Here is a 23,170-nt window from a genome sequence, read left to right as displayed (position 1 = left end):
CTTTTTTTATCTCCCCTGTCATATAGTTTTAAAAAAAGGGGGATGAACATGGCGGGAATTCGTGTCAAACCTGAATTGAAACAGCATATGAAAGATATTGCAAAGGTGCTTTCAATTGATGAAAAACTGTTGAAAGCCGCTGATAAAACGGCGGAAAGCGATGAATTATTTTGTCCCGGCTTTGCCGTGAGCGGGCAGTCAGAGGGGCCGCCGCTTGAGACGCTGAGCGGGCTTTCGCGATACATCCGGCACTGTGAAAGGATTCTTTCCGATGATCAATGGGTGAAGGAAGAAAAGGTGTACGGCTCCCAATCGGTTTATGAAGAAATTGAGAAAATAACGGATGTCTTTCCGTTTGTCACGTGCCGTAAAATCGGCAGTTCCGTATTGGGAAAGCCGCTTTATGAGCTGAAAATAGGTGCGGATACGGCTGAAAGAAAAGTCCATGTAAACGCCTCATTTCATGCCAATGAATGGATCACCACCTCGGTCGCGCTTAAATGGTGTAAAGAATATTGCGCGGCATTATGCGAAAATAAAACTGTTTTCGGGCACTCTGCGCTTGATATATTCAGCCTGACATCATTGTCATTCGTTCCGCTCGTAAATCCCGACGGTGTTGATCTCGTACTTTACGGATGTGAAGATTTATCAGAAAAAAATGAATTTCTTAATCAATTAAATGAGCACCGCCCGGATTACCGCGAATGGAAGGCGAATATAAACGGTGTGGATTTAAATAAACATTTCCCATCCAATTGGGATATTGAACAAAGGCGCAAACCGAAAGCCCCTTCATACCGTGATTTTCCGGGAACGGCGCCGCTCACTGAACCGGAGGCGCAGGCGATGCATCGGCTGATAACGGATCAGCCGCCTGATCGGCTGATCGCGCTTCATACGCAGGGAGAAGAGATTTATTGGGGATACGAAGGATGTGAACCGGAGCAATCATCTCAGATGATTCGGGAGTTTGAAGCGATAAGCGGAAACCGCTATCAAGGCGTTAAAACCATTGACAGCCATGCCGGTTTTAGGGATTGGTTTATACAACAGTATGGAAAAGAGGGCTATACCATTGAGCTTGGGAAGGGAAAAAACCCTTTGCCTTTTCATCAGTTTGCTGATATTTATCAAGCGACGGAAGGTATTTTGTGGAGGTCGCTTGTTTTTTGAGACATCTGTGAAATTTCTCATTTGTTTACATAAACAAATATGGGACAATAGAAAAGAATGGAGGGAAGGCTGGTGAGATACTTGGTTTGTGTTCTGCTGTCCGCATTCGTTCTGTGTTTAGCGGCCTGTGAACCATCTCATCAGCAGCAAGACACAGGCGTTTCGGCAAAATCAGCAGAACAGAAAATCGTTCCGCTCAGTAAAAAGGAAGCGGAGAAAACGGAAGGATGGCTGGATAACAGAACGATTCTGTATACAGCACATCATCAGCTGATGAAATATGATCTTTTCAGCGGAAAATCCGAACGGCTCTATGAAACAAAGGGCCATATTGTCAATGTAAAGATCAGCCGGAAAAAACAGCTGATTCTCGTACAGGTGACAAGCAGCGGTCAGACTGAGCTAGTGCTTATGAACAAGCAGGGGAAAAGACTTTATCACAAAGCCTTTAACTCTTATGAGCTGGAGACGGCTTGGAATCCGTATGACCCGTATCAAATGATGATTACCGTTTTTACTGAAACATGGGACTTCACAGCCTATACGGCCGATATGAACAACGGCATTTTAAAAAAGAGTCCCGTTCAGGCCCCTTTTGTCCATTGGACCTCCACTGATGAATTCCAATATATCAAGCAAGGGAAAACGGAGGAAGAGGGTCCTTTATATTCTTATGACTTGCAGACAAAAAAAGAAAAAAGAGTGCTTCATCACGTCATCTGGGCCGATTCCCGCCCGGGCATGACGATTGCCGTCAGACAAACGGATCAATCGGACGGAGACGGCGAGTTCCTTTTCCAAAAGCCGGCATCCGTGACACACCGATTTCCTCTCCAAGAAAAGTATAAGAGCTTTGCGCCGATGGAATATGATTACGATCAGACACACAAGCGGTTTTACATATTTAAGCCTGAAGGCCGCTCTTACAATCTGATCAGCTTTGACTTAGGAGACGAACGGGAGCGGACGGTGCTCAAAAACACGGAAATGGAGCCGATTCAGATCTCTCCGAACGGGGAATACGCTTTATACGGCTTTACGTATGACCGTCTGATTTCACTGAAAACAGGCATGACAGAACCAATCATAACAAATGAAAAAGGAGTTTGAACCAAATGGCAATTGCAGATGTGACAATCATTCCGATCGGAACAAAAACACCGAGCGTCAGTGAGTATGTAGCGGATGTGCAAAACATTTTGGAGGGTTACAAAGCTGCCGGCAAAATCAAATTTCAGCTCACGCCGATGAACACGTTGATTGAAGGTGAGCTGAGCGACTTATTCGCAGTCATTCAGGACATTCACGAAGCTCCGTTCCAAAAAGGGCTGCACAGAGTGGCGACAAATATCCGCATTGATGACAGACGTGATAAAGAAACAACGCTGGAGAGCAAAATCAAAAGTGTCAGCAAACATTTGCAGCAATAAAAAATAAGCCTGTATCCATTGGATACAGGCTTTTAATGTGCAGTCGGATAGCCGCTGGTTACAACGGTCATTACGGTAAACCAGCCAAACACGCCCAGCGTGGCGGCGGCTAACAAAAATCCCAGGATATTTCTCTGTCTGACAGCCCGCAGGACTCCTAATACAGCTAATAATGCGACAAGGCCGAAGATTACAACAAGTAACATGATGCTCCTCCTTTGTCATTGGAACCTGAAAATCTTTCCATTTCATTTTAACCGTTTTCATTTTGTTTGTCGATAGCGTTTTCCCGGCCGCATTCATTGAATCTTCCGCAGAAAACCTTCATAATAAGGGCATATACATAAAGAGGTGATGAAAGTGAAATGGAGACGAATGCCGGCCGGTCCGATTCAGGCAAACGCGTATTTTCTCGTCAGTGAGGATCAGTCCTGTCTTATTTTTGATCCGGGCGGGGAAGCGGACAAAATCAACAATTACATAAAAGAAAACAATCTGAAGCCGCTGGCCATCTTACTGACGCACGCTCATTTTGACCATATCGGCGCGCTTGACGAAGTAAGAGACAGATGGGACGTTCCCGTATATCTTCACAAAAATGAAGAAAAGTGGCTGGAGGACTCTTCTTTAAACGGATCAGGCATATTGCGGGGCATCGCCGTAACGGCACGGCCCGCTGAACGGCTGATCGAAGGCGACGGCATTTTGGACATCGGGCCTTTCCATTTGGAGACATTGTTTACGCCGGGACATTCACCGGGAAGCGTTTCTTATTATGTGAAGGACGCGGATCTGGTGATTTCAGGTGATGTGCTCTTTCAGGGAGGCATCGGCCGCACTGATTTACACGGCGGAAGTCAGAACGTATTGCTTGATTCCATTCATCAAAAACTGCTCACGCTTCCCGGACATACACTTGTATTAAGCGGACACGGGCCGGAAACGGATATCCAGACAGAGCAGGAGCGAAACCCGTTTATTAATGGTTTTTCACTGTAAATGAAAAAAGACAGACCTAATCGGTCTGTCTTTTTCTGTCAGTGGGTTCCGCCGCCCGGTGTCATAATAAAAATTGAGTAATATGTAAATCCGGCGAAAAATACGGTTAAGTAAGCTCCGAAAATATAAATATACATCCGCTCAGTCAGATTCAAATAAGAAAGAAATACGAAAAAGATCGTCTGTCCAAAAAACAAAAGAGAAGCGTCTTTCATGCCCCCTAAAAAAAACATGACTGCAAATATCCCCGTCCAAAATCCTAACACCCGGAACATGCGATTCATTCCTTATCCCCTCCCGAGAGTCTATCTGAAGTTTATTATAATAGATCGGCACTCGAAATGTAAACATTTTCATGATTATATTTATTGTGGAATTTATGTCTTTCCCTGTGTTTTATATCTTATGCCGCTCTCTGAAAAAGATCCGAAAAATTTTTTTGAAATATGTTTAATGAAAAAAAGTTCAGGGTACTTATGTTAACAAAGAGACGGATTATCCGAGGGAGGAATTTTTAAAAATGAAAGAACTTATTTTTTATTCATACCCGAGCTGCACATCATGCCGAAAAACGAAACATTGGTTAAAAGCCCACAATGTTGACTTTCAAGAGCGCCATCTATTCAGGGAGACACCGACAATTGATGAATTGAAGCAGATCTTATCATTAACGACCGAAGGAATTGATGAAATATTGGCGACGAGAAGCCAAACATTTAAAAACCTCAACCTGAACATTGAAGAAATGACTGTAAATGAAGTGCTGAAGCTTTTGACTGAGAAGCCGAAACTGCTGCGGCGTCCGATTCTGATCGATCGCAATAAGCTCGTTATCGGATACAATCCGGGAGAACTGATGAAGCTGACGAAGAAAAAAACGGTACATCAATCTGTATCATAAGAGAAAAACGAAGATCCGCTGATCAAAATTTATCAGCTAATCTTCGTTTTTTGCGGTTGCGGGACTGGGCTAGCTGGATTCGAACCAACGATCACGGAGTCAAAGTCCATTGCCTTACCGCTTGGCTATAGCCCATCGGATGTAATTACAGTATGTGCGTCCGGCGCCGATTTATACATACAAAGGAATTTGAATGGAGGAGACCCGTGAAACATTTGAACGAAACATTATCTCGAACCTTAATTGAAGAATCAGGTGAAATCACACGCCAGTGGCTGCTCATACCAAAATCGGGGCGGCCTTCAGACGATCAGAAAGCGGAAATGCAGCACCGTCTGTTAATTGAAATCGTTGCCGGCATTCTATCGGAAAAAGACGGCGGGGAAGAGGAGCTGACAAAATGGGCGCTTCAGTTCGCAAGGGACCGGGCCGTCCATGAAGTACCGGTCTATGAAAGCGTCACGAGCTTTAAAGAATTCCGGAGATTGGTCTGGAACCGCATACAGACATGCTGTGAAAAAATGTCTGAGAAGCCTGGGGTGAATGCGGTATTCCATTGGGGAGAGAAGCTGAACAAAGCAATTGACCATATGATTGAAGTATTTACAGAGGAATATTATAAAGTGACGGTTACACAATTAAACGCCCAAAAAGAAATGATTAACGAACTAAGCGCGCCGATTATGCCGATTGCCGACGGTATTGGAATTTTGCCGCTCGTCGGCGAAATTGACACCTACCGGGCAAAAATGATTTTGGAATCGGTGCTTGATCAATGTTCTTCACTCCGGCTTTCTTATTTATTTTTAGATATATCAGGTGTGCCGATTGTGGATACGATGGTCGCTTATCAGATTTTTAAAGTGATTGACAGCACAAAACTTCTTGGCATAGAAACGACAATCTCAGGCATCAGGCCGGAAATCGCGCAGACCGTCGTGAAGCTTGGCATTGATTTTTCTCAGGTGAAAACGGAGCAGAGTCTGGCGAAAGCGCTGGCAAAAAACGGATTTATCGTAAAAGAATCATTAAGATGATAAAAAGCTGAATGGCCGGGAGGGATTTCTCCCTCAGCTATTCAGCTTTGTCAGCTTCAATCGTAATGATATGATGGCTGTCGATTTCTTTTACCGTAAATGTGTAGCCTTCAAAATCAATGGTGCTCCCGGGCTTCGCGTCAATATGCTGAGTAAGAAACCAGCCCCCGAGTGTATCGACTTGATCAGCCGTAATCTCTGTTCCGAGTACATCATTGACTTCACTGATCAGCAATTTGGCGTTCAGGAGATAGCGGTTCTTCCCAAGCTTTTGAACGGAAGGTGTTTCATCCGTATCAAATTCGTCGCGGATTTCGCCGACGATCTCTTCAATGATATCTTCCGCCGTTACTAATCCCGCGGTTCCGCCGTACTCATCAATGAGAATGGCCATATGGGCGTGTTCCCGCTGCATTTTAACGAATAATTGATAAATCGGAATCGTCTCAATCACGTGGATCGCCGGCTGGATGTAAGGGCTGAGTTCGTGTTTTGTAAACGCCGCTCCTTCTGACAGGAATCTGAATAAAACTTCTTTTATATTGATGATGCCGACTACATGATCTTTATCTCCTTTTACTACGGGATACCGGGTATATTTATTTGTTTTGATAATGTCCCGGAGCATATGTCCCGATCCGCTGTCTAACGGCAGGCTCACCATTTCATTCCGGGGCACCATAATTTCTTTGGCAGTGCGCTTATCAAATGTAAAAATGTTATTTACGTAATGCAGCTCGCTTTTTTTAATCATGCCGCTTCGATAGCTTTCGGCAAGGAGCACCCGCAATTCCTCTTCCGTATAAGCCATTTCATGTTCGGAAGCAGGCTTCAAGCCGAACATTGCTGTAATCAGGCGGGCGGAATGATTGAGCAGCCAGATGAACGGAAACATTAACTTATAAAACAAAATCATCGGTCTGGCAGATAAAAGTGTAATCCGCTCGGCTTTTTGGATAGCAAAACTTTTCGGGGCGAGTTCGCCGATGACGACATTCACATATGTAACCAGCAGAAAGGCGATGATCAATGACAGTACTTGGGCAACCGCTTCGTGAACTCCGGTTTTTAAAAATAACGGCTGAAGCATTGCTTTGACTGTCGGTTCACCCAGCCAGCCGATCCCCAAAGCGGTGACGGTGATGCCCAATTGGCACGCCGATAAATATTCATCGAGGTGTGTAATGACATGCTTGGCTGCTTTTGCTCCTTTTACATTTTCCTCAATGAGCTGATTAATGCGGGAGCGCCTTGCTTTAACGATTGAAAACTCTATGGCGACAAAACACGCCGTCAATAAAATAAATAGTACGATGGCAGATAGTTTGATGATATACAATGTAACGCCTTCCGCGAAGGAAGGCTTGCACCTCCCTTTTTTCGGAATAATACCACTGTAGAAGGCTGCTCAAACATCGAACCTGGTTTAGTCTGCTTCATTTACGGTAATAAAACAAGAAAGCGATACTGGAGGATGACAAGAGATGAAGGTACATTCGGGTGCGGACTGGCTGTGGTACCAGCTCGGTCCGCATGAAAAAACGGAAGCGAAAAAAATGATCCATCACAATCACTGGCCGCAATGCGAAAAGTGGTTTGAACATGAAAATCATATAAACTTTCTGCGCTCAGATACAAATGATCAGAATAATGAAGCGGTTTTCGGTTCTTTAATCTATCATCAAGGATTAGATGATGAAAAAAACCATACCGTATTTCACTTTTATATTACGAGAGACTTCTTTTTTACAATTAATTTTGATTTTTCGCTGTTGCGCGGTGTAAAAGAAAAGCATGCCACACAGCAGATTCAAACCTGTGAAAATCCGATTGAAGGCTTTTTCGTTTTACTGGGAGAGCTGATGAATTCCTATCTGATCGGACTGGATGAATTTGAAGTCAAGCAGCGGACGCTGAAATGGCAGATTCATGATGACAACAGCAAAGGAATCTTGGAAAATGTGCATAAACTGCGCCATGAGCTGTTCATTTGGAAAGGTCTTACACTGGGGGCTAAAAAAGTAGAAATGGCTTTAAAAGAAGCTTTTCTTCCGAAAAATGACAGGCAGAAAGATTACCTCAGAGCTCATCAAAAGATGGAAAGAGGAATTACATATATCAATGAGTTTGATCAGGAATTGAGCAATCTGCTGCACGCCGAGGAAGTCATTACCTCCCAAAGAGGAAATGAAATTGTGAAAGCCTTGACGATCTTTACAACACTCTTTACACCGATGACGGCGCTTGGAGCTCTCTGGGGGATGAACTTTGATAACATGCCGGAGCTTCATTGGAAATATGCGTATATCTGTTCCATCGTGCTCATTATTGTATCAACCCTGCTGATTTATATTTATCTGCGGCACAAAGGCTGGACAGGGGACATTTTGAGGGAGCATCAAAAAAAATATTTGCGGAAAGAAAAGAAACGCTAAGAAGAGCAGGCATTCGCCTGCTTTTTTTGATGGCTGAAAATGGCCGAATGGTTCCGGATTTCATTCGGTAAATCAATGTCAGGGGGCTTGTTTTTTATTTTTTTGCGTTTTACACAGTGTAAAACGCATAATCTCTCCTTTGCCGGCTTTTATGTATCTGATTTACAATACGTGCGGAAGGAGGGAAGTCTTGTGAAAAATATTGAAACATACAGCAGGAACATCATAAACGAGGCCTATACGGCAAGGGCTTCAGATATACACATTGTGCCGAGAGAAAGGGATGCTTTCATTCATTTTCGCATCGGCCATGCTCTTGTGAAAAAAAGAGTCTTAAAAAAAGAGGAATGTGTAAGGCTTATTTCTCATTTCAAGTTTTTATCGGCCATGGATATAGGAGAAAGACGAAAGCCGCAAAACGGGTCATTGTCTCTGCCGCTTCCGACAGAAACCGTTCATTTGAGAATGTCAACCTTGCCGACAATGAATGATGAAAGTCTTGTCATCAGGCTTTTGCCTAAGCGGCAGATTCCCCCTCTGGATAAACTGTCTTTATTTCGGGGGGCGGGCGCCGCATTATTGTCCTTTCTGAAGCATTCGCACGGCCTGCTTCTGTTTACCGGCCCGACCGGATCTGGAAAAACGACCACTCTTTACTCGCTTGTCAACTATGCAAAACGGCATTTCAACCGGCGGATTGTCACGCTTGAAGACCCCGTAGAAACAAGAGATGAGGATGTGCTGCAAGTTCAGGTGAATGAAAAAGCCGGAGTCACATATTCCGCCGGTTTAAAAGCGATTTTAAGACATGATCCCGATATGATCATCTTAGGGGAAATCAGGGATGCCGAGACGGCTGAAATCGCAGTCCGCGCCGCCATGACGGGACACCTCGTTCTTTCAAGCCTGCATACAAGAGATGCTAAGGGCGCCATATACAGGCTGCTGGAGTTTGGCGTGAACATGACAGAAATTGAACAAACCGTCATTGCTATTGCCGCTCAGCGTCTGGTTGATTTAACATGTCCGTTCTGCAAAGAGGAAAACTGTTCCGTGTACTGCCGGATGTACAGGCAGACACGCCGTGCGGGCATTTATGAACTGCTCTACGGGAAAAACCTCACCCAATGCTTTCAGGAAGCAAAGGGAGAGCACGCCAATTTTCAATATCAGACGCTCCGCAGGCTGATCAGAAAAGGAATCGCTCTCGGCTATGTCACGACCGACAATTACGATCGGTGGGTGTATCATGAAGCGGATTAAACGAACCTGGCCGTTGAAGGATCAAGCGGCTTTTTTGAAAAGGCTCGGTGAAATGACGGAAAAAGGATACAGTCTGATTGAAGGGCTCAGACTGCTGAAACTCCAGCTGCATAAACGTCAGCTTGCAGAGCTGACGGACGGAATCCGACGGCTGAGGGAAGGTGATGCGTTTTACCAAGTGCTTGAGGCACTGTCTTTTCACAAAGAAGCCGTCTCTATCTGCTATTTCGCGGAGAAACACGGGGAATTGCCGGGGGCGATGAAACAAAGCGGCGAATTATTACAGAGAAAGCTCATGCAGACGAATCAAATCAAAAAAATGCTCCGGTATCCGATGTTTTTAATTTCTTCCGTCTGTGTCATGTTTTATATCCTGCAAAGTTTAATCATTCCGCAGTTTTCTGGGATTTATCAATCAATGAATATGAATACCTCCGGTGCGACTGCTTTCATCTTTGCATTTTTTCGGCATTTTCATGAAGCCTGCGCACTGGCGCTGTCCGCCGCTTTCTGCTTGTTTTTGTACGTTTGGTTCTTATGTAAGAAAAAATCCCCGCAAGATAAAATGCTGATTGTTGTGAAAATACCACTATTAGGAAAAGCGGCCGTTCTTTTTAACAGCTACTTTTTCTCTTTACAGCTCAGCAGTCTTCTGAAATCCGGCCTTTCTATCTATGACAGCTTAACAGCTTTTAAAGAACAATCTTTTCTGCCTTTTTATCGTGAAGAAGCAGAGATGCTCATTACACGTCTGAAAGCCGGAGAAACCATAGAATCCGCTCTTTCCGGGCATCCGTGCTATGAAAAAGACCTTGCGGCTGCAGTCAGCCACGGACAGGCAAACGGCCGGCTTCACCGCGAACTTTATACGTACAGCCAGTTTATGATGGAGCGTCTTGAACAAAACGCGGCGAAGTATACCGGCATTCTCCAGCCTGTCATTTACGGTGTTGTGGCCGGTATGATTTTAATTGTCTACATGTCAATGCTGATGCCGATGTACCAGATGATGAACCAAATGTAAGGGAGTGCTTCGTCTGAAAAATCAAGATGGATTTACTTTAATTGAAATGCTGATTGTTTTATTTATCGTTTCCATTCTGCTTTTAATCACCATTCCTAACGTTACAAAACATAATCAAAGCATTCAGCGTAAAGGCTGTGAAGGACTGCAGAATATGGTGAAAGCCCAAGTGACGGCGTACGAAATCGACCATGAAGGTAAAATGCCGGATATGAACGATTTACAATCAGAGGGGTATATCAAAAAGAATACAGCCTGCCCGAATGGTAAACAGATCTTAATTAGTGGCGGAGAAGTTACAGTTGAACAATAACAGGCGGACAGAAAATGGGTTTACCCTTCTTGAAAGCCTGATTGTGTTAAGCCTGGCGTCCGTCCTGCTGACGGTTTTGTTCACGACGGTTCCGCCGGTCTGCACCCACCTTGCCGTGCGGCAAAAAACAGAACAGCTCCAAAAAGATATTCAGCTTGCTCAGGAAACGGCTATCGCAGAACATAAAAGAACAAAAATCACTTTTCTTCCAAAAGAGCATAAATACAAACTGCAGTCAGGCGGAAGGATTGTCGAGCGTTCTTTTGATTCGCTTCACATTACGCTTGTGACTTTACCGGAGAGCCTTGAATTTAACGAAAAAGGCCATCCGAATTCGGGAGGAAAGATACAATTGAAGAGCGCCGGGTTCACCTATGAGATCACAGTTTACTTAGGGAGCGGAAATGTCCATGCTAAACGGAAATAAGGGGTTCTCTACTATTGAAACGCTATCAGCAATGGCCATTTGGCTGTTCCTTATGACGTCTATCATTCCGGTCTGGACGGGCATGCTGACAGATGGCCTGAAAATAGAAGATCGCCAGGAAGCGTACCAGCTTCTTCAGAAACATATCAGCACTTATATGATGACCGGAAAAAAGCCGCCGTCTCCCGGTGTGAAGTGGAAGGAGGATGGTGAGTATTACAAAGTGTGTGCGGCTGACCCCGGCGAAAAAGAAATGTGCCTCAGCATTCTCAAAACAGACTGGCTTTACGCTTCTTAATGTTTTGTTCTCCTTGGCAGTCTGTCTTTTCCTATCAGGCACCCTGGGCCCGATTTTACATCTGTTCTTATCAAACCGGACCGATAACGGCGGATTAGACAGCCGGGAGCATCAAATTGCCGTTCAGCAGATCATGAACGAATGTAAACAGGCTGAGACTGTGAAGCCGGCGGACGGCGGACGGGCGTTAGCATGCCGGAAAACAGGAGGCGAAGAAGTGCGTTTTGAAATTTATCATAAGATGATAAGGAAAAGAGTAAACGGAAAAGGCCACGTGCCGATCCTGCAAAACGCGGCATCATTAACGGCTGATGTGAAAAATGGCCTGCTCTTATTAGAGATCTCAAGCGTTACAGGTAAAAAGAATCAGGCGGTCATTCCGGTTTACAGCTCTTTTAAAGGTGATTAAATGTACAAATCTGACGGTTTTATATATCCCGCGGTTCTGTTTGTTTCTGCCGCAGTTTTACTTGTCATCAGCTATACTTCATCTGATTTCATCACCCGAAAAACATTTGCAAAAGAGGCCGGGGAGTACTGGATCGGAGAGAACCTGCTCCAAAACGGCGCGCTGCTGTCAAGCCGCCATATGACACAGGGACAAAAGGGCCAAACTGGTACACAGCGTTTTCCGTACGGCACCGTTTCTTTTCACATCACCGGGAGTGATCGAAGGGAAACGGTTCAGGTTACAATTCAGGCGGAAACCACGACAGGCACGAGACGGGAGGCTCACCTTTTGTTCGATCAGAAGAAGAAACAGCTGATTCAATGGACGGAAGTATAAAAAAGAGGCGGCGGGACAACACTTCATAGTAAAGACAGCACTATGAGGTGAGAGCCGTGAAAACAAATGATTATGTAAAATATATGACTGAGCAATTCGTTAAATATTTCGATACGCCGAAACAGGAACGGAGAGAGCGAAAAGAAGTGCGGAAAGAAAAGAAAGTGCCGGCTTCTCAGCACTGGTTCGGAATATTGCCGTACAGTTTTAAGCTGTGGATGCAGCGGAAAAAATAAAGTTGAATCACACGAAAGGTCCTCCTGATACAGGAGGGCCTTATTGGTATTCCTCAATGACGGCAATTTTATTTACTTTTTGGCTGTAGGGATTAAAAGAAATCGTAACGAACACACCAAATTCTTTTGCGCCATCCCGCAATGTCAAGTGGTATTGCTTGACTGCTTCATCCGTTCTTTTCCGGTCCCACACCTTTTGAATAAATAACGTTTGGGCGAGCGGATATCTTTTTTTAGCTTCTTTTTCTGCTAACTTTTCCCATTTTGATTTATGGTGAACAGCATAATAAGGCACCGTTTCCGCCTGAGCTGTTCCTGAAACCCCGAAAACAAGAAGAGAAAGGCAAATCAGACTTTGTTTGATCATCATTCTTCGTCCTTTCGCTGTATATACTTTCCATTTTGTGCTAGGCACCTCGTTATTTTCTCACGTTTTATTAGAAAAAATTCCAAAAAGGTGTGTAATTTGAAGCAAAACGATGTTTTTGAAAGATACCATTCTCAAAAACGAACAATTTGACCGAATTTGACATTTTTCAAGACGATAATCCTTGATTATACTTTGTTCATACAGTTCTTTAAAGAGAACGGTTGTCATATTTATTAACAGTTTTACAGGGGGTAAGGCATGTTCCGATTGTTGCGAATGGAAAAAAAGGGCAAGGTGAGATGGCGGATGATGCTATTTTTACGGCTTTCGTTCATTTTTTGCCTGTCCGTGATGATATGTGCTCAGTTCACAGGTGATACAAGTTCCTCCTTCAATGATGTGAAAAGCTTCAGTCTCCCGGTTCAAACTTGCGGAGATTTTCAATATACGGATGACGATTGCCGTTATGACGAACGCTGGGATCAAAGTGATTTACATATAACAAATCAAACTGATACGTCAGGCACCGTGTGTGCGCCGCTTCAGCTCTATGCCGAGCTGGAGAATAAGGGAAAAGAGCGGACTGTTTCTGACTGGAAATGGGAGCTCCATAAAATCACTTCTCAGCAGCAGCCTTTACGAAACGGCAATGTTGTGGATAAAGGGCTTATTACTGATAAAAAAAGCAAAACGATTTATAAAATTGAGTCAAAGCGGTCTTTGCAGCCGGGCATATACGCATTCAAGGTTTACAAGCCTGAAGGGTACCCGGCCGACGAAGAAAAATTTGAGTGGTCAAAACCGATGAAACTCGTCAAATGCCGGGAACAGGCGACCGTTTCCGATCTAAAGAAAACGGAGAAAGAGCCGGCTGAGCCGGTAAAAGAAAGCGGGGAAGAACATGAAAAAAACGCTGAAACTGATCAGTAATATTTTGTATGCCGTCATCTTCAGCTTGATTATTGTGCTGACGTTAACGGTGATTTCGACCCGGGCTTCCGGGGGTGAGCCGGCCATTTTCGGCTATACGCTGAAATCCGTGCTGTCGGGTTCAATGGACCCGGAATTTAAGACGGGTTCGCTCATAGCGGTAAAGAAAATTTCTGACGTAAATGACTTAAAAAAAGGGGATGTGATCACCTTTACGCAAGATGACGGAACAGCCGTCACACACAGAATAATCGGGATCACAAAAAAGGACGGGAACCTGCTGTTTGAGACAAAAGGGGACCATAATGCCGCCCCGGATGCCGCACCCGTTCAAGCTGAAAAAGTGGCGGCCCAGTATACGGGATATCAGCTTCCGTATGCCGGATATGTCATACATTTGGCCAGCCAGCCGATCGGAACGGCGATTCTGTTAATCGTTCCCGGCGTCATGCTTTTGATTTACTCAATAACAGTCATTGTCAGCGCCCTCCGCGATATTGAGCGGAAAACGAAAGCGCTGGAAGAACATGCGAAAAAGGGAACCATCTCCACATGAATACGGTTGCAACCTGGCGACAGGATTTGATAACAAAAATAAAAAGTAAGGGGAGAGTACAAACATGGGTATGAAAAAGAAATTAAGCTTGGGCGTTGCCTCAGCCGCACTCGGTTTAGCATTAGTAGGAGGAGGCACATGGGCCGCATTTAATGATGTGAAGTCGACGGACGCTACATTTGCGTCAGGAACACTTGATTTATCGGCTAAAGAACAATCAGCCAATGTCAATTTGTCAAACTTAAAACCAGGCGATAAATTGACGAAAGATTTCGAATTCAGAAACAACGGTTCACTTGCCATTAAAGAAGTGCTGATGGCTTTGAATTTTACTGACTTTAAAGGAGCAAAGAAAGGAAATGAATCTGCGGAGGATTTCCTCAGCCAGTTTGAAATTACGGTTCTGACAGTCGGTAAAGAAGGGGGCAACGGCTATCCTAAAAATATCATTTTGAAGGCGGCCAGCCTGAAAGACTTATACTTAATGTCAACAAAACAGGATAAAGCAGCTGCCGAAGCGATCAGCAAGCACATTGATCCGAAATTCCTGAGTGGGAGCGGAAAAGTCAATGTAGCAACCATTAACGGCAAAACAGCTCCTGAGTACGACGGAGTTCCGAAAACGCCTGCTGATTATGACCAGGTGAGAATGGAAATCCAATTTAAAAATGACACCGCAAAAACTGCGGACGGATTAAGTGTGCAAAACAAGTTCCAAGGCAATGCGATTTCTCTTCAATTCTCTTTTGAAGCAACGCAATGGAACGGCTTGACCATTACGAAAGATCATACGGATAAAGACGGTTACGTCAAGGAAAATGAAAAGGCTCACAGTGAGGATAAAAACTAATCCGAAAGTCGGACAGTTAAAAGAGGAGTTGTGCACATATGGCGGCACTACTCCTCTTTTTGCGCTTTTCTCCATTTTTGATAATCTAAAAATTCACGAAATTGTTTTTTTGATACCCCGGATGTCATTGCATCGCGAACTAATTTCTCCCATTCACTATCTAATTGACCATCGTATTCGGTTTCATGTTTTTCATCAAGTAAAGTATGAACCGAGACGTCCAGAACAGCGGAGACTTTTTCGAGAAATTGAATGGAGGGGTTCGTCTGTAAATTTCGTTCTATTGAGCTTAAATAAGACTTCGCTACCCCAGCTTTTTCAGCTAGTTCTGATAGTGAGTAGCCTTTTTCTTTTCGGTATTGTTTAATACGCTGGCCAATCAATGTCATCACCTTCCTTGTGATATTATAGCACATTCAGAAAGGATTTACGGTATGACTTCTGGCTGCCTGGATATGTTGAGAAGACTTTTTATTCGAAAGCAGGTATTTGCGTATTTCTTCTAGGCTGATATTTGCTTTTTGGGCTTCTAATATCAGCTCAACCCATTCCTTATCTAATTGTGAAAATTCTGTTTTTGCATTTTTCATGCATTTTCTCCTCCTAAAATACTTGTTTATGTATTTCAGCCAATCCGGCCATGACCTTATCTTTACATGTCTGGAAGTGATTCATCGCATGCGAAACGCCAGAAATTTTTTCTATATACTTTTATTATAATATAGAATTTCCAGAAAAAACGGGAAAGGTGTCGAATGGATAACGCTTATCCAGAAAAATTACTTTGCAGGAAAAATAAACCGCCGTTTTCAATCTGAATGTGAATTTTCGGCTGATATAAGGCTTTCAGCGCTTGTTTTTCCAAATGGTATTCCTCAGGTTTTTCCTCTGTCTGCTCATAAAACTGATCGAGCAGCCTGAGGTCCTTTTTCCATCTGGCGATCGCGCTGTCAGCCCAGTCTGACGGCTCTTTGGCGGCAGCGTCTTTTAAGTAATGCTCCATCCTTTTAATCCCGCTTTCCGGCTTAATCATCGGCGATATGGTAAAGCAATAGTCTGATATTTGCGAGGTCAGCGGAAGCGGTGCAAGCTTCTGCTGAAACCCTTCTATAATTGTTCCAGAAACAAGATGCAGGCCTAAAGACAAAAGTCTGTCTTTTTTCATGTCGGATTGGTATGAAATCACTACATTTAATCCCAGCCAGGGCTGAAGCGGCACTCTGGCTCCGGCTGATACAATTTTCTCATATATTCTTGTAAATCTCCCATTTTGTTTAACTGCTTGAAAGATTTGAAAGAGGCGCGGGGCTCCAAAGTAAATAAATTCGCCGTCCATATCCTCCGGAGCCGTTTCTTTATCAGTGATGAACGTGATCTTCATCGGGTTCGGTTCGCCGCCCGTTTTTTCACGCCAATGCCAATAAAACGGGCGGTTCATAATTTGTTTGTCCATCTCGACCGTCAACTGAACCGTCATAAAACCCGGCCCGTGTTCTGTAATCGGACAGTGGTTCGCTTCAAAAAAGCGCAGTAAAAATTGGTGAACCTCCTGCTGTCTCATGTCGCGCTTCCTCCTTTTAGATTAAGATTCTTTTTTTCTGGCGGGCTTGTCCGTACCGTACGACAGAAAAGAGGTGAGATTGTCCATTTTGATTCTCATTTCTTCCTCTGTCAGCGAATGGCATAAAATATCATGCAAATGGTCTTCAAAATTGCTCACTTTGATTTTTGTTAAAATGTCATCTAATTCTCCGACGACATTTTCAAATAAATGAATTTTGTCATACAGAAGTTTTAAGATATGCTCTTCCACCGTATGTTTTGTCGCCATATTGTAGATATGGACATCTCTTTCCTGACCGAGTCTGTGAATCCTTCCGATTCTTTGTTCAAGCCGCATCGGGTTCCACGGGAGGTCATAATTGATAATATGGTTGCAAAATTGCAGGTTGATCCCTTCGCCTCCGGCTTCTGTAGCGATCAGCACCTGCACTTTGCCGCGGAAGAGATCCTTCATCCAGTCTTTTTTTCCGCGTTTAAATCCGCCTCTGAACGGAACGGAGCTTATGCCGTTCTGCTGAAGGAACCATTGCAGGTAAATCTGTGTCGCCCTGTATTCAGTAAAAATAATGACTTTATCATTAATCTTTTGGATCAAGTCAACAACTTGAATCGCTTTTGAGTTTTGCGTGACTTGATTAATGCGGTCCATTAAATTAGCGATCGTCTGGTCATCGAATGCGGGCGCATGTTTGTCTTTTTGGTCAAGCATTTTTTTGAGCGTCATATACACGGCTTCCCTGCTTGAACAGCACTCTCTTTGCAGCGTCATAATGGAAAATGCGCTTGCGGGCTTTTCCGTGCCGTTTTTCAGTGCGGCAATGTCATCGTAAAGCGCCTGTTCCGTCGGTGAAAAGGTGATCGGCACTGTTTCCACGTGGCGCTTCGTCCATGTAAGGCCGGTGTCGCTCCGCGTGTTGCGGATCATCACCTTATTGACGAGCTCTTTCAAATGCTCATGAGCGTCAATCCCGTCCTTCTGATTGAAGGTTTCTTGAAATCCGCTTTCATTTCCTAAATGGCCGGGCTTTAACAGTGACACTAAATTGAAGATTTCTTCGATCCGGTTTTGAATCGGCGTCGCCGTCAGAAGCAGGCAGTATTTCTTCACAAGACTTCTCGCAAATTCATAATTTTTCGTTTTGCTGTTTTTGAGCTTGTGCGCCTCGTCAATAATGACGAGATCATACGGAATAGAAAGCACAATGTCCTTGTGAGGCGAGCGTTTGGCCGTATCAATAGAAGAAACGACGATATCGCACTGTTCCCACACATAGCTTTTCTTCTGTTCAACAGCGGGTATCAAAAACTTCTCCTGAAGCTCTTTGACCCACTGGGAAACGAGTGATGCCGGCACAAGAATCAGGATTTTTTTGGCCAGCCCGCGAATCATGTATTCTTTTAAAATCAGGCCCGCTTCCACCGTTTTTCCGAGCCCCACTTCATCAGCTAAAATCGCCTTGCCGTTCATTTTTTCAACGACTTTCTGCGCGACTTCAAGCTGATGGGGAAGCGGAGTAAAATCGGGCAGGTATAAAGGAGCCCTCAATCCTTCAAATTCAGGAATGGCAAGGGTCTGCTGGACTTCAGCCGACAGTTTGTACATCTCCCAATTTGACCAGGGACCGTCCGTTTTCAGCCGCTCAGAAAACTCTCCCGGCCAGTTTGCATCAAATATGATCTCTGCTGTCATATGTAACAAAACCGCCTTTCTTTTAAAAAACTGATTTGTCATAATTTTTGTTGCCGGACGTAAGTGAGGGTGGTAGGATATAAGTAATGATTTCACTAAAAGATATTGCTTTAGTATGTCCATAAAATTGGTAAATATGAGCGAATGACAGCAAGGGGAGAGACTCGGACGAAAGATGTGCGTCCGGGCGCCGAAGGAGCAAACTGCGGAGTGAATCTCTCAGGCAAAAGAACTCTTGCTCGACGCAACTCTGGAGAGTGTCTGCACTTAGAAGAAGCAGGCCACCAAAGGGGACGTCTTTATGATATGTTCATAAAGTAAACTTTCAGGTGCCGGGACAGAGAAACCTTCATTTTCATGAGGTGTTTCTCTGTCCTTTTTTATATGTTTTTACAATGCGCCAATGACTGAAGGGGGAAGATGATGCTGAAACGAACACCGCTTTATGACGTGTATAAAGAATACGGCGGAAAAACAATTGATTTTGGAGGATGGGAGCTGCCGGTTCAATTTTCTTCTATTAAAGAGGAGCATGAAGCCGTCCGTACAAAAGCGGGCCTGTTTGATGTGTCCCATATGGGGGAAGTTGAAGTATCCGGTAAAGACGCCCTGTCTTTTCTGCAAAAAATGATGACAAATGACGTTGCCGATTTAAAGCCGGGAAACGCGCTCTATACTGCCATGTGTTTTCCTGACGGCGGTACGGTGGATGACTTGCTGATCTATCAGAAAAGCGGGAGCTGCTATCTGCTCGTGATTAACGCGTCTAATATTGAAAAAGACATCGCTTGGCTGACGGAACATGCGGAAGGCGATGTCACGCTGACGAATCAGTCTGACGGGATTTCACTGCTTGCCGTTCAGGGGCCGAATGCTCAGTCGGTTCTTGCGAAGCTGACAGAATGTGATTTGTCCTCCTTAAAGCCGTTTACGTTTATTGATGGGGCGGACGTTGCCGGACGACAAGTCCTGCTTTCAAGAACAGGCTATACCGGTGAAGACGGGTTTGAGTTATATTGCCGCAATGAAGATGCAGTTCATCTATTTAAGGAGATACTTGCAGCGGGAGAGTATGAAGGTCTCGTTCCGTGCGGCCTCGGCGCCCGTGATACGCTGAGATTTGAAGCGAAGCTTGCTTTATACGGTCAGGAATTGACGAAAGATATTACACCGATTGAAGCCGGAATCGGATTTGCCGTGAAACACAAGAAAGATTCCGATTTTTTCGGGAAGTCTGTATTGCGCGAACAGAAAGAAAAAGGAGCCCCGCGAAAGCTGGTCGGACTTGAGATGATTGAAAAAGGGATTCCGAGACACGGGTACGCCGTGAAAAAAGACGGTGTTCCGATCGGTGAAGTCACGACAGGCACGCAATCTCCGACTTTAAAGAAAAATATCGGCCTTGCCTTAATCAAAACGGAATTCAGTGAAGTCGGAACGGAAGTAGAAGTGGAAATCCGTAAAAAAACGGTAAAAGCGAAGATTGTCCGCACACCGTTTTATAAACGTCCAAAACAGAGCTGAAAAAGGAGAGTCATATGAAGCATCGATATTTGCCCGCGACAGAACAGGATAAAAAAGAAATGCTGAAAGCCATCGGCGCAGAAACAATTGATGAACTGTTTGCCGATATTCCGGAAAATGTACGGTTTCAAAAAGACTACCGCATTAAACAAGCAAAGTCAGAAACTGAGCTGACGAGAGAGCTGACAAAGCTTGCGGCGAAAAATAAAGACGCTGTTACATATGCATCTTTTCTGGGTGCAGGAGTGTACGATCACTACCAGCCGGTTATCGTCGATCATGTGATATCCCGATCAGAGTTTTACACGGCATATACGCCTTATCAGCCTGAAATCTCACAAGGAGAGCTGCAGGCGATTTTTGAATTTCAAACGATGATCTGTGAATTAACGGGAATGGATATCGCAAACTCCTCTATGTACGATGGGGGAACGGCGCTGGCGGAAGCGGCGATGCTTGCGTCGGGCCATACGAAAAAGAAAAAAATCGTCATTTCCGCAGCCGTTCATCCGGAATCACGTGATGTTTTGAAAACATACGCAAAGGGCCAATATATTGAGGTTGTAGAGGTTCCCGCGAAAAACGGCGTCACAGATCTTGAAGCATTGGAACATGCCGTTTGTGATGAAACGGCCGCCGTGATCGTCCAGTATCCGAACTTCTTCGGACAAATCGAGCCGTTAAAGGACATTGAGCCGCTCGCACATAAAGGAAACAGCCAGCTGATTGTTTCTTCAAACCCGCTCACGCTCGGTATTTTGACACCGCCCGGGGCATGCGGAGCTGATATCGTCGTCGGGGACGCGCAGCCTTTCGGCATACCTGCGGCGTTCGGCGGCCCGCATTGCGGCTATTTTGCAGTAACGAAAAAACTGATGAGAAAGGTGCCGGGCCGGCTTGTCGGCCAAACGGAAGATGAAAACGGGCGAAGAGGCTTTGTTCTCACTCTTCAGGCGCGCGAGCAGCATATCAGAAGAGACAAAGCCACGTCTAACATTTGCTCAAATCAGGCGCTGAATGCTTTAGCGGCTTCAGTCGCGATGACGGCGCTCGGAAAAAACGGCGTCAAAGACATGGCCCGCCAAAATATATTGAAAGCTGATTACGCGAGACGCCAAGCGGAAAAAGCCGGCTTGCACGTAGCATTTGACGGCCCGATATTTAATGAATTTGCCGTCAGGCTGAATCTTCCCGTCAAGGAAGCAAACCGGCGGCTCCTGCAAGACGGCATAATCGGCGGATATGATTTAGGCCTTGCGTATCCGGAACTGAATCAGCATATGCTCATTGCCGTCACAGAGCTGAGAACAAAAGAAGAGATCGATTCGCTTATTGCGGGATTGGGGGATCAACATGAATAATCAAGATCAGGCGCTTATTTTTGAAATGTCCCGCGAAGGGCGTATCGGTTACAGCCTTCCGGAGCTTGATGTGCCGGAAACAGAGCTTGAAAGCCTTCTTCCCGGTGACTATATCCGCGATGAAGACGCAAAGCTGCCGGAAGTATCAGAGCTCGATATTATGCGGCATTATACCGCTCTTTCTAAGAGGAACCACGGAGTTGATTCAGGCTTTTATCCGCTCGGCTCCTGTACGATGAAATACAATCCGAAATTAAATGAAAAAATTGCCCGGATCGCAGGTTTTTCCGCCATTCACCCGCTTCAGGACGAGGACACGGTTCAGGGGGCGCTTGAGCTTTTATACGATTTAAGCGGACACTTGGAGGAGATTACGGGCATGGACGAGGTGACGCTGCAGCCTGCGGCGGGCGCTCACGGCGAATGGACCGGCCTGATGATGATCCGCGCCTATCACGAAGCGCGGGGAGACTTCGGACGGACGAAGGTGATTGTCCCTGATTCAGCCCACGGTACGAATCCGGCATCCGCCACGGTCGCCGGTTTTGAAACGATTACCGTTAAGTCAAATGAGCACGGGCTGGTTGACATTGAAGATTTGAAAAGAGCGGTAAACGAAGAAACAGCGGCGCTGATGCTGACGAATCCGAACACCCTCGGGTTATTTGAGGAAAACATTACGGAAATGGCTGAAATCGTCCATCAGGCCGGCGGAAAGCTTTATTATGACGGAGCGAATTTAAATGCCGTTTTAAGTAAAGCAAGACCGGGAGATATGGGATTTGACGTCGTTCACCTTAATCTGCATAAAACATTTACCGGGCCGCACGGCGGGGGAGGACCGGGCTCAGGTCCGGTCGGCGTGAAAAAAGAATTCATTCCGTATCTGCCGAAACCCGTTCTCACGAAAAAAGAGGGGCGTTTGACTTTTGACTATGACCGGCCGCAGTCGATCGGGCGTGTAAAACCTTATTACGGCAACTTCGGCATTAATGTCAGAGCCTACACGTATATCCGGTCCATGGGGCCTGACGGCTTAAAAGCTGTGACCGAAAACGCGGTTTTAAATGCAAATTATATGATGAGAAGACTCGCGCCTTATTATGATCTCCCGTATGACCGTCATTGCAAGCATGAATTTGTGTTATCGGGAAGAAGGCAGAAAAAGCTCGGCGTACGAACGCTTGATATTGCCAAACGGCTTTTGGATTTCGGCTATCATCCGCCGACTGTGTATTTTCCTCTCAATGTTGAAGAAAGCATCATGATCGAACCGACGGAAACGGAATCAAAGGAAACGCTAGATGCGTTTATAGATGCCATGATTCAAATTGCGCGGGAAGCGGAGGAATCGCCTGAAATCGTTCAGGAGGCGCCGCATACAACAGTTGTCAAAAGAATGGATGAAACCAAGGCGGCAAGAAAGCCCGTTTTAAAATACGAACGTACACTTGACGGCAGCCGCTGACACGGTGTAAAAAAAAGAGCTGTCCGTTTTATACGGAAGCTCTTTTTTATGATTAGTTTTTTGCTTTAATTTTTCCGCCCCATTTTTTAAATCCGCCTTTCAGGTTGTAAATATCTTTACAGCCGTGTTTGCGGAGCGTCTGTGCCGCGCGTCCGCTGCGGACATTGTTTTGGCAGTACAGATAAACGGGTTTATCAGGACGGATTTCACTTTTGCGCTGTTTCAGCTGTGACAGCGGAATGTTGCGCGCGCCGAGAATATGGCCGCCTTCAAATTCATTCGGTTCACGGACGTCAATCAGCTGCGCTTTTCTGTAGCCCGCGCGGAATTCCTCTTCCGTAAGTGTTTTCATTAAACGCTGCTGGTAAAAATACGACACGATCATATAAACGATAAACGCCGCAACAATAATTAAAGCAATCATATTAGACAATGCGATTCTACTCCTTTAGCTTATAAAATCAAAGCCCCGCTTCCTGAAAACAAGGCTTACCGGACGTTTTGGGACAAATACTATTATAGTAAAGCATGA

General features: G+C 45.0%; 30 protein-coding genes, 1 tRNA gene and 1 riboswitch. Of the genes, 21 read left to right on the top strand and 10 right to left on the bottom strand.

The genetic code is table 11. From position 1 onward, the window contains the following. Positions 1–48: 48 nt before the first annotated feature. The 3 genes from NYE38_RS12230 to NYE38_RS12220 all read left to right on the top strand — a co-directional run bounded on the left by NYE38_RS12230 (position 49) and on the right by NYE38_RS12220 (position 2,606). On the top strand, positions 49–1,176 hold the full coding sequence (locus NYE38_RS12230) for a M14 family metallocarboxypeptidase (protein WP_065180872.1): 1,128 nt from the start codon (positions 49–51) through the stop codon (positions 1,174–1,176). A gap of 72 nt (positions 1,177–1,248) precedes the next feature. After that, positions 1,249–2,286, top strand: a complete 1,038-nt coding sequence (locus NYE38_RS12225; protein ID WP_017418146.1) for a hypothetical protein — start codon at positions 1,249–1,251, stop codon at positions 2,284–2,286. A gap of 5 nt (positions 2,287–2,291) precedes the next feature. After that, complete coding sequence (locus tag NYE38_RS12220) at positions 2,292–2,606, top strand: MTH1187 family thiamine-binding protein (RefSeq protein ID WP_003153073.1); 315 nt, start codon at positions 2,292–2,294, stop codon at positions 2,604–2,606. Positions 2,607–2,638: 32 nt separating this feature from the next. On the opposite strand, the gene NYE38_RS12215 is transcribed toward NYE38_RS12220, so the two are convergent. Continuing rightward, complete coding sequence (locus tag NYE38_RS12215) at positions 2,639–2,812, bottom strand: DUF2759 domain-containing protein (RefSeq protein WP_003153076.1); 174 nt, start codon at positions 2,810–2,812, stop codon at positions 2,639–2,641. A 154-nt stretch (positions 2,813–2,966) separates the two neighbouring features. On the opposite strand from NYE38_RS12215, the gene NYE38_RS12210 reads away from it, so the two are divergent. Further along, positions 2,967–3,605 carry an MBL fold metallo-hydrolase gene (locus NYE38_RS12210; RefSeq protein ID WP_017418145.1) on the top strand — a complete coding sequence of 213 codons (639 nt, stop codon included), beginning with the start codon at positions 2,967–2,969 and terminating at the stop codon, positions 3,603–3,605. 38 nt (positions 3,606–3,643) lie between these two features. Here NYE38_RS12210 and NYE38_RS12205 read toward each other — a convergent pair whose 3' ends face one another. Next, positions 3,644–3,889 (bottom strand): DUF2626 domain-containing protein, encoded by a 246-nt coding sequence (locus tag NYE38_RS12205; RefSeq protein WP_003153078.1) that lies wholly within the window; start codon positions 3,887–3,889, stop codon positions 3,644–3,646. 236 nt (positions 3,890–4,125) lie between these two features. Between NYE38_RS12205 and NYE38_RS12200 the strand changes: the two genes are divergently transcribed. Then, positions 4,126–4,506, top strand: coding sequence for a Spx/MgsR family RNA polymerase-binding regulatory protein (locus NYE38_RS12200; protein ID WP_003153079.1), 381 nt, complete (start codon positions 4,126–4,128; stop codon positions 4,504–4,506). A gap of 64 nt (positions 4,507–4,570) precedes the next feature. Here the strand turns inward: NYE38_RS12200 and NYE38_RS12195 are convergent. Beyond that, positions 4,571–4,641 (bottom strand) — tRNA-Gln (locus NYE38_RS12195). 71 nt (positions 4,642–4,712) lie between these two features. Between NYE38_RS12195 and NYE38_RS12190 the strand changes: the two genes are divergently transcribed. After that, positions 4,713–5,543 (top strand): STAS domain-containing protein, encoded by an 831-nt coding sequence (locus NYE38_RS12190; protein WP_017418143.1) that lies wholly within the window; start codon positions 4,713–4,715, stop codon positions 5,541–5,543. A 37-nt stretch (positions 5,544–5,580) separates the two neighbouring features. Here NYE38_RS12190 and NYE38_RS12185 read toward each other — a convergent pair whose 3' ends face one another. Continuing rightward, complete coding sequence (locus NYE38_RS12185; protein WP_017418142.1) at positions 5,581–6,882, bottom strand: hemolysin family protein; 1,302 nt, start codon at positions 6,880–6,882, stop codon at positions 5,581–5,583. Positions 6,883–7,027: 145 nt separating this feature from the next. Here NYE38_RS12185 and NYE38_RS12180 point away from each other — a divergent pair, with 145 nt between their 5' ends. The 9 genes from NYE38_RS12180 (at position 7,028) to NYE38_RS12140 (ending at position 12,326) form a co-directional block, all read left to right on the top strand. Further along, positions 7,028–7,978 (top strand): magnesium transporter CorA family protein, encoded by a 951-nt coding sequence (locus NYE38_RS12180; protein ID WP_014418379.1) that lies wholly within the window; start codon positions 7,028–7,030, stop codon positions 7,976–7,978. 192 nt (positions 7,979–8,170) lie between these two features. Continuing rightward, on the top strand, positions 8,171–9,241 hold the full coding sequence (gene comGA / locus NYE38_RS12175) for a competence type IV pilus ATPase ComGA (RefSeq protein ID WP_012117985.1): 1,071 nt from the start codon (positions 8,171–8,173) through the stop codon (positions 9,239–9,241). Further along, positions 9,228–10,265 carry a competence type IV pilus assembly protein ComGB gene (gene comGB, locus NYE38_RS12170; protein WP_014418377.1) on the top strand — a complete coding sequence of 346 codons (1,038 nt, stop codon included), beginning with the start codon at positions 9,228–9,230 and terminating at the stop codon, positions 10,263–10,265. The genes comGA and comGB overlap by 14 nt, the downstream gene beginning before the upstream one ends. 4 nt (positions 10,266–10,269) lie before the next feature. Beyond that, complete coding sequence (gene comGC / locus NYE38_RS12165; protein ID WP_014418376.1) at positions 10,270–10,578, top strand: competence type IV pilus major pilin ComGC; 309 nt, start codon at positions 10,270–10,272, stop codon at positions 10,576–10,578. Then, positions 10,568–11,005 (top strand): competence type IV pilus minor pilin ComGD, encoded by a 438-nt coding sequence (comGD, locus tag NYE38_RS12160; protein WP_007612572.1) that lies wholly within the window; start codon positions 10,568–10,570, stop codon positions 11,003–11,005. The genes comGC and comGD overlap by 11 nt, the downstream gene beginning before the upstream one ends. Beyond that, the gene (comGE, locus tag NYE38_RS12155; protein ID WP_017418140.1) at positions 10,989–11,303 is read left to right on the top strand and encodes a competence type IV pilus minor pilin ComGE; all 315 of its coding nucleotides are present in this window, start codon (positions 10,989–10,991) and stop codon (positions 11,301–11,303) included. The genes comGD and comGE overlap by 17 nt, the downstream gene beginning before the upstream one ends. A gap of 13 nt (positions 11,304–11,316) precedes the next feature. Beyond that, positions 11,317–11,712 (top strand): competence type IV pilus minor pilin ComGF, encoded by a 396-nt coding sequence (gene comGF / locus NYE38_RS12150; protein WP_025649850.1) that lies wholly within the window; start codon positions 11,317–11,319, stop codon positions 11,710–11,712. Beyond that, on the top strand, positions 11,713–12,090 hold the full coding sequence (gene comGG / locus NYE38_RS12145) for a competence type IV pilus minor pilin ComGG (protein ID WP_017418138.1): 378 nt from the start codon (positions 11,713–11,715) through the stop codon (positions 12,088–12,090). 56 nt (positions 12,091–12,146) lie between these two features. Further along, a complete protein-coding gene (locus tag NYE38_RS12140; RefSeq protein ID WP_003153093.1) occupies positions 12,147–12,326 on the top strand; it encodes a YqzE family protein in 180 nt (59 codons plus the stop codon). Between the two features lie 40 nt (positions 12,327–12,366). Here NYE38_RS12140 and NYE38_RS12135 read toward each other — a convergent pair whose 3' ends face one another. Next, entirely contained in the window at positions 12,367–12,696 is a 330-nt protein-coding gene (locus NYE38_RS12135; protein ID WP_012117979.1) for a DUF3889 domain-containing protein, read from the bottom strand. Between the two features lie 258 nt (positions 12,697–12,954). On the opposite strand from NYE38_RS12135, the gene tapA reads away from it, so the two are divergent. From tapA to NYE38_RS12120, 3 genes are all read left to right on the top strand, one after another. Then, entirely contained in the window at positions 12,955–13,626 is a 672-nt protein-coding gene (gene tapA / locus NYE38_RS12130; RefSeq protein ID WP_025649852.1) for an amyloid fiber anchoring/assembly protein TapA, read from the top strand. Further along, positions 13,598–14,182, top strand: coding sequence for a signal peptidase I (locus NYE38_RS12125; protein WP_012117977.1), 585 nt, complete (start codon positions 13,598–13,600; stop codon positions 14,180–14,182). Before tapA ends, NYE38_RS12125 begins: the two co-directional genes overlap by 29 nt. A 64-nt stretch (positions 14,183–14,246) precedes the next feature. Continuing rightward, positions 14,247–15,032 carry a TasA family protein gene (locus tag NYE38_RS12120; RefSeq protein ID WP_017418136.1) on the top strand — a complete coding sequence of 262 codons (786 nt, stop codon included), beginning with the start codon at positions 14,247–14,249 and terminating at the stop codon, positions 15,030–15,032. 47 nt (positions 15,033–15,079) lie between these two features. Here the strand turns inward: NYE38_RS12120 and sinR are convergent, their stop codons facing one another. The 4 genes from sinR to NYE38_RS12100 form a co-directional block, all read right to left on the bottom strand. Then, the gene (sinR, locus tag NYE38_RS12115; RefSeq protein ID WP_003153104.1) at positions 15,080–15,415 is read right to left on the bottom strand and encodes a transcriptional regulator SinR; all 336 of its coding nucleotides are present in this window, start codon (positions 15,413–15,415) and stop codon (positions 15,080–15,082) included. A gap of 33 nt (positions 15,416–15,448) precedes the next feature. Beyond that, complete coding sequence (locus NYE38_RS12110) at positions 15,449–15,622, bottom strand: anti-repressor SinI family protein (RefSeq protein ID WP_014418369.1); 174 nt, start codon at positions 15,620–15,622, stop codon at positions 15,449–15,451. A 176-nt stretch (positions 15,623–15,798) separates the two neighbouring features. Continuing rightward, positions 15,799–16,593, bottom strand: a complete 795-nt coding sequence (locus NYE38_RS12105) for a YqhG family protein (RefSeq protein WP_014305407.1) — start codon at positions 16,591–16,593, stop codon at positions 15,799–15,801. Positions 16,594–16,614: 21 nt separating this feature from the next. Beyond that, positions 16,615–18,285, bottom strand: a complete 1,671-nt coding sequence (locus NYE38_RS12100; protein WP_017418135.1) for an SNF2-related protein — start codon at positions 18,283–18,285, stop codon at positions 16,615–16,617. Between the two features lie 144 nt (positions 18,286–18,429). Then, positions 18,430–18,530: riboswitch (glycine riboswitch) on the top strand. A 178-nt stretch (positions 18,531–18,708) separates the two neighbouring features. Between NYE38_RS12100 and gcvT the strand changes: the two genes are divergently transcribed. Genes gcvT through gcvPB form a run of 3 tightly spaced genes read left to right on the top strand, consistent with a single transcriptional unit; the run spans position 18,709 to position 22,638 of the window. Then, positions 18,709–19,809 carry a glycine cleavage system aminomethyltransferase GcvT gene (gene gcvT, locus NYE38_RS12095; protein ID WP_017418134.1) on the top strand — a complete coding sequence of 367 codons (1,101 nt, stop codon included), beginning with the start codon at positions 18,709–18,711 and terminating at the stop codon, positions 19,807–19,809. A 14-nt stretch (positions 19,810–19,823) separates the two neighbouring features. Next, complete coding sequence (gene gcvPA / locus NYE38_RS12090; RefSeq protein WP_017418133.1) at positions 19,824–21,170, top strand: aminomethyl-transferring glycine dehydrogenase subunit GcvPA; 1,347 nt, start codon at positions 19,824–19,826, stop codon at positions 21,168–21,170. Next, positions 21,163–22,638: an aminomethyl-transferring glycine dehydrogenase subunit GcvPB gene (gene gcvPB, locus NYE38_RS12085; RefSeq protein WP_007408334.1), complete on the top strand. Its 1,476-nt coding sequence runs from the start codon at positions 21,163–21,165 to the stop codon at positions 22,636–22,638. The genes gcvPA and gcvPB overlap by 8 nt, the downstream gene beginning before the upstream one ends. Before the next feature lie 52 nt (positions 22,639–22,690). Here the strand turns inward: gcvPB and NYE38_RS12080 are convergent, their stop codons facing one another. Further along, entirely contained in the window at positions 22,691–23,071 is a 381-nt protein-coding gene (locus NYE38_RS12080; RefSeq protein ID WP_007408335.1) for a rhodanese-like domain-containing protein, read from the bottom strand. Between the last annotated feature and the right edge of the window lie 99 nt (positions 23,072–23,170).

The organism is Bacillus sp. EU63 (genome assembly GCF_038592915.1).
Lineage (GTDB): Bacteria > Bacillota > Bacilli > Bacillales > Bacillaceae > Bacillus > Bacillus velezensis.
This window is presented reverse-complemented; position numbering and strand designations above follow the sequence as displayed.